Below are 11307 nucleotides of genomic sequence, written 5' to 3'. Positions count from 1 at the left end.
CATCTCGCGTTCGAATCGGCCGGCGGGGAAGGACAAGGCGGCCAAGCTCGGCACTTCGGGCCGGGTGGGGTCGAGTCGCACATGCAGCTCGACTCGCCGGTCCGGCCGGGGCGCGGTGAACAGGTACACCGCCCGCAACCCTCCGCCGCCCGTGCCGGTGTGGTCGCGGTCGTCGTGCCCGGCTACCAACGCGACCCGGAAACCCTGGGTGAGCAGGTCATCGGCCTGTCCCGCGAGCTGCGCGGGCGTCAGGGACAGCGCGGTTCGCTGGTGGTTCGCGGCAATCATGGCGTGCTCGTGATCGTGTCCGCGGCCTGGTAAAGCAACTGTTGGAGTGCTCCTGTCGTGATCCCGAGGACGGCGCACGCGATCAGGCCGGCGGCGAGGACGGCGATGGTGCTGAGCGGGCCGCGTTCGGCCGGCGGCACGGCCGGGGTGGCCTCCGCGTACGACCTGGTGGTCGGGCTGGTGAGGTTCGACGTGGGCGCGGTGTGGGGCACGGGTTCGGCCGGCCGGGGTGTGGGATTGCCGAGCAGCATGTGCGCGGAGTGGGCAAGCAGGGCGGCGGTGATCACCAGCACCAGCAGCAGGACCACCGCGGCGGGCCAGCCCAGGCCGGCAGTGAACGCGGCGCGGAACAGGCCCAACTCGCTGGCGAAGACGCTGAACGGCGGGAAGCCGAGCAGGGCGAGCACACCGAGGCCGACACAGCCGGCCAGCGCGGGGTCGCGGGCGGCCAGGCCGCGCACTTGATGGACCTGGCTGGTGCCGGTCAGCTGCAGGATCCGGCCCGAACCCACGAACAGCACCGCTTTGACCAGGCCGTGGCCGAGCACGTGCAGCAGCAGCGCGGCGACCGCGAGGCGGGTCCCGGTCGCGGCGCCGAAGGCGAGCAGGCCCATGTGTTCCATGCTGGAATAAGCCAGCATGCGCTTGTAGTCGCGCTGCGCGAGCAGCAACGTGGCCGCCACGGCCAGGGTGGTCAGGGACATCACCAGCAGCATCGCCCGGGCGAAACCGGGGCCGATGGCGGCATCGGCGAGGTGTTTGACCCGCAGGATGGCGTAGAACGCGACCGACAACAGCACCCCGGACATCAACGCGGACACCGGGGCGGGGGCTTGGGAGTGCGCGTCGGGTAGCCACGCGTGCAGCGGGGCCAGGCCGACCTTGGTGCCGAACCCGAGGATCAGCAGCACCACCGCTATCCGGGTCACCCCGGTGTCCAGGTGGGGGGCGATCGCGTTCAGGGTCTCCAGGTTCAGGCCGGGCCGGCCGGCGTGGGTGGCGGCGTAGTTGAGCAGGAAGCTGCCGAGCAGCGCCAGCGCGATCCCGGTGGAGCAGATCACCACGTACTTCCAGGCCGCCTCCACCGCCGCGCGGGTTCGGCGCTGGCCGACCAGGAACGCGGTGGCGATCGTGGTCGCCTCGATGGCCACCCACAGCAGCCCGAGGTCGGCGGCCAGCAGCGCGGCGGCCATCGCGGCGACGAACAGTGCCACCAGCACGCAGTGTCGGGCGGCGGTGCGCGCGGTGGCCCGTCCGGCGGTGATCTCGGCGGTCAGGTAGGCGGGGGTGGCCGCCGTGGCAAGCAGCGCGATCATCCCGATCGCCACCAGCATGTACGCCGAGAGCGCGTCGACCCGCAGCACACCTCCCGCCACGGTGTGCGGGCCGGTACGGGCCACCACGGCGGCGAGCGTGACCGCCGTGCACAGCACCAGCGCCATCGAGCCGGTGGCGAGCCAGCGCGTGGCCGGGCGCCAGCCGAACACCGCGTAGCCGAGTGCGCCGAGCGGCGGCAACACCACCGGCGCCAGGATCAGCGGGGAAACCAAGGTGCCCATCAGTCGCGCAGCTCCCGCAGTTCGTCCAGATCGGTGTCGCCGAACGCCTCGCGCATGCGGGTGGTGAGGATCTGCAACACCAGCACCGCCAGCAGCACGTCCAGGGAGACGCCGAGCTCGACCGCCAGGCCGACGCCGGCGGTGGTGAGGAACCCGATCGCGGTGATGCCGTTGTCCATCAGCAGGAACCCGACCAGCTGCGACAGCGCGCGGCGGCGGGTGACCAACACGAAGAACCCGATCAACACCACGGTGAGGCCGACCGGGATTGCCTGGGTCGCCGGGGCGGGCGCGAGGTCGACCAGCGGCCGGGACACCGCGTAGGCCAGCAGCGTGAGGACGGCGGCGGCCAGCAACGAGGCCGCGACGTTGACCAGCGGGTCGGTCTCCCGCCTGGCCTCCCCCGCGCGGCCGAGGGCGCGGGCCAGCAGCCAGGGCAACACCCCGGCGCGCAAGACCAGCACACCCGCCGCCACCATCCCCAGTTCCAGGGACGCCTGACGAGCGGCCAGCACGGCGACCAGCGCGGCCAACGCCACTCCCTGCACGGCGAACACCCGGATGATCACCGCCAGCTCGCGGCGCCACAGCACCAGCACCGCGCACAGCAGCAACCCGCCGCAGGCCAGGTCCAGTAGCTGCACGTACAACAACTCCACGAGCAACCGGCCCTCCCTTCTAGGCGAGGAAGAACGAGGCGGTGACCGCCGACAGGGCCAGCAGGAACGAGCCGGCCAGCAACTCCGGTACCCGGAACAGCCGCAGTTTCGCCAGGAAGACCTCCGCGACGGCCAACGCGACCCCGAGCACACCGACCTTGAGCACCAACACCGCGGCGGCGCCGAGCACGCCCAGCGGGATGGCGGTGCCAGCGGCCTCGGTGGCGATCCCCCACGGCACGAACAGATTGGCCAGCAGCCCGAGAAACACCGCCAGCCGCATCGACGAGGCCAACTCCACCAGCGCCAGGTCCGGGCCGGCGTACTCCAGCACCATGGCCTCGTGGACCATGGTCAGCTCCAGGTGGGTGGACGGGTTGTCCACCGGCAACCGCCCGGTCTCCGCCACCACGACCACGACCAGCGCCACGGCGGCGAGCAGGCTCACCGGGGACACCACCCGTGCCGGGTCGCCCAAGGTCGCGGCGACGATGTCGGCCAGGTTGGTCGACCCGACCCGCACGGACAGCGCGAAGATCGCCACCAGCAGGGTCGGCTCGACCAGCGCGATGATGGTCATCTCCCGGCTCGCGCCCATCCCACCGAACGCGGTACCGGTATCCAGCCCGGCCAGCGCCAGCGTCGCGGTGCCGAACGCCAGCAGCGCCACCACCACGAACAGATCCGCCACCGACCGCAACAGCGGCTCGACCACCAGGAACGGGGCCGCCGTCGCGACCACCAACACGGTGGCCATCAGCACCAACGGGGCCAGCCGGAACATCTCGCTGGTCCCCCGCGGCGTGATCGCCTCCTTGCCGAACAGCTTGCGCAGATCCCGCCACGGCTGCCCCACCCCCGGCCCGACCCGGCCCTCCAACCTGGCCCGCACCTGCCGCATCAACCCGACCAGCAGCGGCGCCCCGCCGATCAGCAACACCGGCTGGGCCACCCCGCCCAACACCCCCAGCGCGCTCACCGCAACACCGCCAACACCAGCAAAACCGCGCACAGGCTGTAGAAGCCGTAACCCAGATAGCGGTGCACGCTGCCGGTCGCCAACACCCGCCCCGCCGCACCCCACCGCACGACCGCACCCAGCACCGGGCCGTACAGGCGCCGCTCGATACGGTCCGGTACCCGCCGCCGGTACTCCACCGCGCGCACCAGGTAGCGGGACTCCTGGTGGTGATCGACGTTCACGTCCGTCTCCGGGGCCACCACGTTGTCGAACACTCGCTGCAGCGGCTCCGCGAACGAGGTCGCGGTGTACTCCATCCGCGCCGACAGCGGCCCGCCACCGCAGTCCCACAAGCGCGCGGTCCGGCGGTGCGCGGCGCGCCGGGCCGTCACGACAACCCGGGTCGCGGCCACCACCGCGACCCCGGCCACCAGCAGCGCCGCCGCCAACAACAGCGGCGACAACGCCCCGGTGACACCGGCCAACTCGAGCATCACGAACCCCGACACCGCGGCGGTGTCCCCCTGCCCGCGCAACGCGGCGCCGGTGGCCGCGGTCACCAGCGGCAGCACACCCGCGGGCAACACGGCCAGCCCGATACAGGCCAACGCGGCCAGCCCCATCCCGGCCAGCATGCCGCGCGGGGACTCGCGCGCCCGCTCGGCGCCACCACCGCGCGGTTTGGCCAGGAACCCGACCCCGAAGGCCTTGACAAAGGTGGCCACCGACAACCCGGCCGTCAGCGCGATCACCGCGACCCCGACCGGCATGACCACCGCGCGCACCGTCGAGGCCGACCCGTCCACCTCGGGCAGGCCGTGGATCAGCGCCTGCAGCAACAACCACTCCGACACGAACGCGGTCCCCGGCGGCAGCGCCGAGGCGGCCAAGCCACCAAGCCCGAACAGCGCGGTGGTGACGGGCATCCCGGCGCGCAACCCGCCGAGCAGGTCCAGGTCGCGGGTGCCGGTGGCGCGCAGCACCGACCCGGCGGCCAGGAACAACAGGGACTTGAACGCCGCGTGGTTGATGACGTGCAGCAGCGCCGCCGCGAGTGCCAGCCCCGCGAGCAGGCGCAGACCGGAGGAGTCGAACAGGCCCGCCGCCCCGACCCCGATCAGCACCAGCCCCATGTTCTCCGTGGTGGACTGGCCGAGTAGCCGCTTCAGGTCGGTGCTCATCGCCGCCTGCAGGATGCCGTACACCGCCGACACGGCACCCAACCCCAACACCAGCAGCCACCACCCGCCCACACCCCCACCGACAGCACCGCCGAGCAGATCGAGACCGACCCGCACGATGCCGTACACACCGAGGTTCACCATCGCGGCGGACATCAGCGCGGACACGTGGCTCGGGGCCTCCGGATGCGCCCGGGGCAACCACGCGTGCAACGGCACGATGCCCGCCTTCGACGCGAACCCCACCAGCGTCGCGGCGAACACCACGGCGCCCACCCCGGCCGGCAGCCGCTCACCCGCATCTCGCAACGCGGCGAACGAGTCATCCGTCGCGTGCGCGGTGAACACCAGCAGCCCGCCCAGCACCGCGACAAAGCCGAGGTGGGTCATCACCGCGTACCACACAGCCGCCCGCGCCACCGCCGCCCGCCGCCGGTGCTCGGCGACCACCAGCAGCAACGAGGTGAGCGCCATCAACTCCCAGCACACCAACAACGTGGACACGCTGCCGGCCACCGGAACCAACAACATCGCCAACACGAACAACGGCAGCACCGCCGACACACCGCGCCCGTCCAGGCCATGCCCCCGGCAGTAGGCCGTGGCATACACCCCGACCAGCACCCCCACCACCCCGGTCACCACCAGGAACAGCCCGCCCAACCCATCCACGGCGATGACCACGCCGGCCAACGGCAGCAGCGCCGGCAGCACCACCGAGTGCCCGGCCACCGCGCCCGCGCCGGCGACCACCCCCGACGCCCCGGTCAACGCGGTACCCGCCCCCGCTACCAGCGGCCGGGCACCGCGTGGCACCAGAACCGCCGCCACCACGCTCACCAGGGCCAGCGCAACCGCCACGGCCAAGCACGCCTGGGCGAGGCTCATCGGCCGGTCAACGTCCGCAACGCCGCCACGATCGCCTCCGGGCGGGGCGGACAGCCCGCGATCTCCATGTCCACCGGCACCACCTCACCGACGGACCCGACGACCCCGTACGCCTCGGTGAATACTCCACAGTTGCGTGCGCAGTCCCCCACCGCGACCACCAGCTTCGGCGCCGGCACCGCCTGGTAGGTGCGCCGCAACGGCTCGGCCATGTTCCGGGTCACCGGCCCGGTCACCAACAGCGCATCCGCGTGCCGTGGCGACGCCACCAGCCGAGCCCCATAGCGTTCGGCGTCGTGTACCGGACCGAACGCCGAGGCGATCTCCACCTCGCAGCCGTTGCACGACCCGGCATCCACATGCCGAATCTGCACCGAGCCCGCCAAACCCTGCGCCCCAGCCCGACCCGCCGCGCCCGCGGACGGGGCCGGCGGCGCCGGTTCCGCGATCCGCCCGGCCCGACGGATCACACGCCACAGACCCAACACGTCAGACTCCTGACACTCGCTGGCCTTCGGGACAGTTAAGGACGCGACCGTCCCGCCGGGCGACAAGCCAACAATCAGCGGGACGGCCGCGAGCTCAGTCCGGTAACTCCCGACCCCCCATGTCGCGGTTGGCCGGGGGGCCGGTCCCGGCGCTGGCAGTGACGCCGGAACCGGCATTGACCGGAGCGCGCAGGTCCTCCAGCAACTCCACCTGCCCTGACAACACCCCGGTCAAGATCAACCTCGCGACCGCGAGAAGCTCGGCGACGTGCGGGCTGGTCAACGAGTAGTAGACGGTGGAACCGGACTTACGCGCCGATACCAACCCGGTCCGGCGCAGCACCGCCAACTGCTGCGACAGGTTCGCCGCCTCGATGCCCACCTCCGGCAGCATCTCCGCGACCGCGTACTCACGCCGCGACAGCAGCTCCAACACCCGGATCCGGGCAGGATGTCCCAGCGTCTTGAAGAACTCCGCCTTCAGCTGATAAAGGGGCCTGCTCATCCCGCACCCTCCCCGCCACGATCAGTCCGAACTATAGTCGCCATCTTCAGCAGTTGCTAATCTTAGCAACTCTGAAAGAGGGTGCGAGATCGAGGCGCACCGCGGATCGACGACCTGGTCCCACAGACCACCACACCGCGCCGGCCCGTGGGCTGCGTGAACCACATCAACCACTTGTTCACGGTGGTCAGAAGCAGCGTCGGGGCACCCGTCACGGACGATCACTTGCTGCTTACCGGAACTTCACCGCGCACCTTCGACGCCTACGTCAGGGAAGTCTGGGGCTGCCGGCATGCGAGTCAAAGAGCTGTTTGAACTGTTGCGCGCATGCTCTCAATGGCGCGGAGGTCTGGCTGGCTTTCGCCATTGTCATGGCGCCCGAGTAGGTACCGATGACGAGGACCGCGAGCGAGTTGGGGTCGATTCGCTCCAGGTAACCGTCGGCCTGATCGGCCCGCAGCTTCTCCTCGATTGCCGAGTGCCAGTGCTCGAACACGGCATGTAGGGCGATCCGGAAATCAGCATCCGGCGCCGCGGCGAGCTCGAGCGAGAGATTGTTCAACGGGCAGCCGAGGACCTTCCCGTTCGCCTCGATCGACTCGGCGACCTGGTCAAATACGGTCAGAATCCCAGCGGTCGCGGTGCGGGCCGACACCAGCGGTTGTATCCAGGTGCGCTCGATGGCCCGCGCCACCCCGTCCTGGATGACGGCCAGGCCGAGTGACTTCTTCGTCGGGAAATGATGATGAAGGGCGCCGCTGGTCACGCCGGCCAGGCGCATGACCTCGTGGGTGGAGGTCGAGTGATAGCCGCTCGCCTGGAACGCGTCCATGGCCACATCGAGGATCTTCCGCCGCACTGCAACGGGGTCTCTGGTGCGACGTCTGTCGATGGTTGGCACGGCGGAAGTTTAGCAGTTGACAAGACCGAGCGATCGGTCTGTACTAGAAACAGGTCAACCGGTCTGTACGGAAGATGGTCAACATGGCACTCCCGCTGAGCCCTCCCGCCGATCGCCCGACGCTGGCCGACGGATTGAGCAGTCCCGTCGTCGACCTGCGGCAATACACCCTCTTCCCGGGGACGAGGGACAGGTTCGTCGAACTCTTCGACACGGAGTTCGTCGAGCCCCAGGAGGCAGTCGGGGCGAGGGTCATCGGCCAGTTCCGGGATCTCGGCGACCCGAACCGGTTCGTCTGGATGCGCGGGTTCTCCGACATGCCGGCGCGTGAGCGGGCGCTGAAAGCGTTCTACAACGAGGGACCGGCTTGGGCGGCGCACGCCGAGACGGCGCGGTCCATGCTGATCGACAGCAGCGATGCGCTGCTCCTGAAGCCGGTCCGGCCGGACTCGGGCTTCGCGCTCGATGACGCCGCTCGGCGGCCGCCCATCGAGGCAGACCTCCCGAACGGGATCGTGATCGCGGCGATCCACCATTTGGAAAGACCAGTTAGCGCGGAATTCATTCATTTCTACGAAACCGCGGTCCTGCCCGCCGTTCGACAGGCGGGCGCTCGCCCGATCGGGATGTTCGAGACCAAGTACAGCGCGAACAACTTTCCGCGCCTGCCGATCCGCGAAGGCGAGAACGTCTTCGTCGCATTTACCGGTTTCGCGAGCCTGGCAAAGCATCACGAGTACCTGACCGCCCTCGGGCGGAACAAGAAGGCATGGAAGGAGCGACTGTACCCGGAGCTCACCAGCCGGCTTCTGATGCCTCCTCAGGTCCTGCGGCTGGCACCGACGACACGCTCGCAACTGCGCGGCTGACAGGAGAGACCGTGATGACCGCACTGAACGAACTCACGGAAACCGCCGTGAGCACCGCGCTCAAAGGCTATGAGAAACTATTTTCCAATGGTGACGTCGAAGCAATTCTCGAAGGCTTCACCGACGACGTCGAAGTTCATTACGCTTCGTTCCCTCCGTTCGCCGGAAAAGACAGACTCCGAGAGATGCTTCAACAACGGTTCGCCACGATGCGGGACTACCGGCTGTCGAAGCGGCTGGAAGTTCTCTGTCCGCCACATTTCGTATCGTCATGGACCGGCAGCTGGATCGATATTCACACGAACGAGCAAATGACACTTTTCGGACTCGAGCTCTTGACCGTACGCGATGGCAAGTTCAGCCGGTGGACGGCGAGCGTGTCGTCCTGGCCATCGACTGCCGTCACCCTTTAGAACCGCTTCTCGCCGCCGACGTCGATGGAGGTGCCGACGACGAAGCTGCCTCAACTCACCTCTGCTTGCGCCTCGATCAGGACACGAACACCGGGCCGCCAGCTCAAATGCGGGGACAAAGCACATCGGCGACCTTGCATCGATCGCCAACCGCCCTTGGGCCGTACACGACGTCGCTCAGCCGGCACGGGGCGAATGAAGGCAATGGCAGCGACCGACGCGACGCCCCGGCAGCCCGGGGCACCGCTTCCGAACGCGCCGCCCTACGCGACGCGCACGGAGGATCAACGGCTTGATCAGGACCTGCCGGCCGCAACGACGACGACCGAACCGGGCGGCACATCTGCCCGTTTCCGCCGGCTGACCGGCAACGTCACGGTCTGCGAACTGACGGCCCGGATGGACAAGGATTTGGTCGATCGCGGCCTGCTGCTCAGTCGGTGGCGGCGCAGGGCAACGGAGTACTCCGGCGTTGTGTTGATCTGCGAAGCCCTGCTCGGAATTCTGCTGTGCGGTTCGCTGTCCAGTTTCCTGCCGTTGGCCTGGACGGGGTTCATTGCGGTGATCGTGTGGCGGGTCGGCAGGATGACCAGCCGTTCCGCCGCCGGTGACGCCGAGCTCGAGCGCCTGCGCGAGGTACACGAGCGCCTCGGACCGTGGCATCGACCCAGCTGGAGCCTGCTGACCAGGAACACGGCGGCGCTGTACGTGGCGCTTTATGGTTTGGAGGCGGTGGAAACCACGGACGCGGAGTTCGTCGCGTGCGCCGGATTGCGCTGGCGGTCCGGCGGCCTAACCGACGACAGCGCGGTACACAGCGATACCGGACCCGACTTTTAGCTCGTTATCACCTGCCTCCCGGTGAGCGGCGGCAGCGCACGGGCCGAGCGGTGACAACTACAGCCTGCACTTCCGCCCGAAACACCAGTTCGCACCGCTGTCACCTACAGGCCGTTGTTGTCATCTGGCCTGTAGATGTGGTTGGTCGGGCCAGGGCTTGAGGTCGATGCCGTGGCGCATGGCGATCTCGATCAGGTCGTCGATGCGGGAGCGGTGTAGCTGGGCCTCATGCTCGCGTCCGGCGCTTTCGGCGACGGTGACGTGCTGGTGGGCCGCCGCGAGTTGTGCCCGGAGTTCTTCGATCATGGTGTTTTCCCGCCTTTGTGGCTTCTCGGCGCGTGGACGGAGGTTGGTAGAGCCAGAGCCGCCCCTGGAGAGGGAGGAAGGATGCCGGGGGCGGCTCTGGCTCAGTGCACGGCCAGCCGGTGACCGGGGACCAGGCGTGTGCCGGACTGACTGAGGCGCACCCACACCGAGCCTGGGCGCAGGTCCGGCGCACGGTCGACCACCAGCCCGTGCTGGCCGTTGTGCGGGCCACTGACGACGGTGACCCGCGCGCCGGTGGGGAATCCACCCGGGACCGCGGGTCCTCGTTCGAGCCGGGTCATCGCGCTCACCTCCTACTCTGGTGCCACCCCAACCGGTCACACCAGGATCGCGCCGCCGCGAGCGGTTCAGCAGAGCAACAAGGCCTCGAAACGCCCGCGTCACGCCCCACATGGCGGGTGCACAAAGTCCCGCCGCGCGCCCTTGGGCAGGGTTGGCTTGTCGAGGTCCGACGGGCCGGCCTTCGCCTGCGTGGGTGAGGCCTTTGTGCTCTATGACGCGCTCAGGTCCGGGCGTCATGATCGGCCAACTGTGCGGAAACAAGGGTGTCCCGATGTCCAAGGAACGTGATCTCGCCGCGCTCACCGAGGGTGAGTGCCTCCGGTTGTTGGCCGGGTCGGTGATCGGCCGGGTGGTGTTCGTCGACGCGGCGCTGCCGGCGATCCAGCCGGTCAACTTCCTGCTGGATGGCCAGGAGGTCATCTTCCGCACCGCGAACGGCGCGAAACTCGCCGCCGCCACACGTGAATCGGTGGTGGCGTTCGAGGTGGACGAGATCGACCCGGACACCCGCACCGGGTGGAGCGTGGTGTGCATCGGCCGTTCCTACGAGGTCACCGACCCGGCCCGGCTTGCCGCGCTGGCTGACACCATGCCGCGGCCGTGGGCACCGGACCGCACCGCACACACCATCGCGATCGACGTCCAGCGCGTCACCGGCCGGCAGGTCTCGATCCCGGCCGGCATCAACCAGGACATGTTCACCAGCCCGCACACACGTTCAGAGCCAGGCCAAAGCTGGTCTCGTCGGTTCAGCACACCGCCAGAGCCCGGCATCCACAGGGGCACTCCCGGCCCTCAAGGCGGGTAAAGGCCTTCTCCGATTCCGCGCATGGTGACAGGTAGGGGCGCAATAGAGGCGACCCTCGGGCCGTGCCGAGCGCGTAGCAACGGAGGGCGGTTTCTCTCCGATCAGGCACGTCGGCAATGCCTGGACAGAGAGCACCTCCACCGTTTCACTCAGCGTCATACCAAAGTGACGTCTCGTGTCGATCACGAAAGATCACCGAGGTAATCCGAAGATCAAGAAAAGATCAACAAGAGATCAACCCGCCCACTGGGATGATCATGCATGATCATCCATAGTGGGTGTGGCCAGGCCATTGCGCCCGGGGATGCGCGGGTGGACCCTGAGTGTGGACGTGGCTG

Annotated in this window: 13 protein-coding genes and 1 pseudogene; 4 read left to right on the top strand and 10 right to left on the bottom strand. The window is 69.0% G+C overall.

Annotation, left to right across the window (positions count from 1 at the left end; genetic code table 11):
• The 8 genes and pseudogenes from ABEB12_RS07525 to ABEB12_RS07490 form a co-directional block, all read right to left on the bottom strand.
• A pseudogene (locus ABEB12_RS07525) lies at window positions 1-288 on the bottom strand (formate hydrogenase); the annotation flags it as partial.
• Entirely contained in the window at window positions 285-1847 is a 1563-nt protein-coding gene (locus ABEB12_RS07520) for a proton-conducting transporter transmembrane domain-containing protein (RefSeq protein ID WP_185066386.1), read from the bottom strand. The gene ABEB12_RS07520 and the pseudogene ABEB12_RS07525, both read right to left, overlap by 4 nt.
• A complete protein-coding gene (locus tag ABEB12_RS07515; protein WP_185066707.1) occupies window positions 1847-2506 on the bottom strand; it encodes a hypothetical protein in 660 nt (219 codons plus the stop codon). Before ABEB12_RS07515 ends, ABEB12_RS07520 begins: the two co-directional genes overlap by 1 nt.
• Window positions 2507-2525: 19 nt before the next feature.
• The gene (locus tag ABEB12_RS07510; RefSeq protein WP_185066387.1) at window positions 2526-3485 is read right to left on the bottom strand and encodes an NADH-quinone oxidoreductase subunit H; all 960 of its coding nucleotides are present in this window, start codon (window positions 3483-3485) and stop codon (window positions 2526-2528) included.
• A complete protein-coding gene (locus ABEB12_RS07505) occupies window positions 3482-5536 on the bottom strand; it encodes a proton-conducting transporter transmembrane domain-containing protein (RefSeq protein ID WP_185066388.1) in 2055 nt (684 codons plus the stop codon). The genes ABEB12_RS07510 and ABEB12_RS07505 overlap by 4 nt, the downstream gene beginning before the upstream one ends.
• Entirely contained in the window at window positions 5533-5895 is a 363-nt protein-coding gene (locus tag ABEB12_RS07500; RefSeq protein ID WP_345702641.1) for an NADH-quinone oxidoreductase subunit B family protein, read from the bottom strand. Before ABEB12_RS07500 ends, ABEB12_RS07505 begins: the two co-directional genes overlap by 4 nt.
• Before the next feature lie 223 nt (window positions 5896-6118).
• Window positions 6119-6529: a metalloregulator ArsR/SmtB family transcription factor gene (locus ABEB12_RS07495; protein ID WP_185066390.1), complete on the bottom strand. Its 411-nt coding sequence runs from the start codon at window positions 6527-6529 to the stop codon at window positions 6119-6121.
• 268 nt (window positions 6530-6797) lie between these two features.
• Entirely contained in the window at window positions 6798-7430 is a 633-nt protein-coding gene (locus ABEB12_RS07490; RefSeq protein ID WP_221499056.1) for an LmrA/YxaF family transcription factor, read from the bottom strand.
• 83 nt (window positions 7431-7513) lie between these two features.
• On the opposite strand from ABEB12_RS07490, the gene ABEB12_RS07485 reads away from it, so the two are divergent.
• From ABEB12_RS07485 to ABEB12_RS07475, 3 genes are all read left to right on the top strand, one after another.
• A complete protein-coding gene (locus tag ABEB12_RS07485) occupies window positions 7514-8299 on the top strand; it encodes an NIPSNAP family protein (RefSeq protein WP_185066391.1) in 786 nt (261 codons plus the stop codon).
• A 14-nt stretch (window positions 8300-8313) separates the two neighbouring features.
• Window positions 8314-8712 carry a nuclear transport factor 2 family protein gene (locus ABEB12_RS07480; RefSeq protein ID WP_185066392.1) on the top strand — a complete coding sequence of 133 codons (399 nt, stop codon included), beginning with the start codon at window positions 8314-8316 and terminating at the stop codon, window positions 8710-8712.
• A gap of 204 nt (window positions 8713-8916) precedes the next feature.
• Window positions 8917-9552, top strand: coding sequence for a DUF2207 domain-containing protein (locus ABEB12_RS07475; RefSeq protein ID WP_185066393.1), 636 nt, complete (start codon window positions 8917-8919; stop codon window positions 9550-9552).
• Between the two features lie 120 nt (window positions 9553-9672).
• Here ABEB12_RS07475 and ABEB12_RS07470 read toward each other — a convergent pair whose 3' ends face one another.
• Together ABEB12_RS07470 and ABEB12_RS07465 are read right to left on the bottom strand one after the other, a co-directional pair.
• The gene (locus ABEB12_RS07470) at window positions 9673-9858 is read right to left on the bottom strand and encodes a hypothetical protein (RefSeq protein WP_185066394.1); all 186 of its coding nucleotides are present in this window, start codon (window positions 9856-9858) and stop codon (window positions 9673-9675) included.
• 101 nt (window positions 9859-9959) lie between these two features.
• Window positions 9960-10160, bottom strand: a complete 201-nt coding sequence (locus tag ABEB12_RS07465; RefSeq protein ID WP_185066395.1) for a KOW domain-containing RNA-binding protein — start codon at window positions 10158-10160, stop codon at window positions 9960-9962.
• Between the two features lie 272 nt (window positions 10161-10432).
• Here ABEB12_RS07465 and ABEB12_RS07460 point away from each other — a divergent pair, with 272 nt between their 5' ends.
• Window positions 10433-10969, top strand: a complete 537-nt coding sequence (locus ABEB12_RS07460; protein ID WP_185066396.1) for a pyridoxamine 5'-phosphate oxidase family protein — start codon at window positions 10433-10435, stop codon at window positions 10967-10969.
• Window positions 10970-11307: the final 338 nt, after the last annotated feature.

Source organism: Actinospineispora eucalypti, from assembly GCF_039543365.1.
GTDB lineage: Bacteria > Actinomycetota > Actinomycetes > Mycobacteriales > Pseudonocardiaceae > Pseudonocardia > Pseudonocardia eucalypti.
Note: the sequence above shows the minus strand (reverse complement) of the source record. Positions and strands in the feature narration are given on the sequence as shown.

Excerpts from the sequence above, each read along its gene's own strand:
- ABEB12_RS07520 (WP_185066386.1), bottom strand. The coding sequence starts at position 1,847 with ATGGGCACCTTGGTTTCCCCGCTGATCCTGGCGCCGGTGGTGTTGCCG.
- ABEB12_RS07505 (WP_185066388.1), bottom strand. The coding sequence starts at position 5,536 with ATGAGCCTCGCCCAGGCGTGCTTGGCCGTGGCGGTTGCGCTGGCCCTG.
- ABEB12_RS07495 (WP_185066390.1), bottom strand. The coding sequence starts at position 6,529 with ATGAGCAGGCCCCTTTATCAGCTGAAGGCGGAGTTCTTCAAGACGCTG.
- ABEB12_RS07485 (WP_185066391.1), top strand. The coding sequence starts at position 7,514 with ATGGCACTCCCGCTGAGCCCTCCCGCCGATCGCCCGACGCTGGCCGAC.
- ABEB12_RS07480 (WP_185066392.1), top strand. The coding sequence starts at position 8,314 with ATGACCGCACTGAACGAACTCACGGAAACCGCCGTGAGCACCGCGCTC.
- ABEB12_RS07475 (WP_185066393.1), top strand. The coding sequence starts at position 8,917 with ATGGCAGCGACCGACGCGACGCCCCGGCAGCCCGGGGCACCGCTTCCG.
- ABEB12_RS07470 (WP_185066394.1), bottom strand. The coding sequence starts at position 9,858 with ATGATCGAAGAACTCCGGGCACAACTCGCGGCGGCCCACCAGCACGTC.
- ABEB12_RS07465 (WP_185066395.1), bottom strand. The coding sequence starts at position 10,160 with ATGACCCGGCTCGAACGAGGACCCGCGGTCCCGGGTGGATTCCCCACC.
- ABEB12_RS07460 (WP_185066396.1), top strand. The coding sequence starts at position 10,433 with ATGTCCAAGGAACGTGATCTCGCCGCGCTCACCGAGGGTGAGTGCCTC.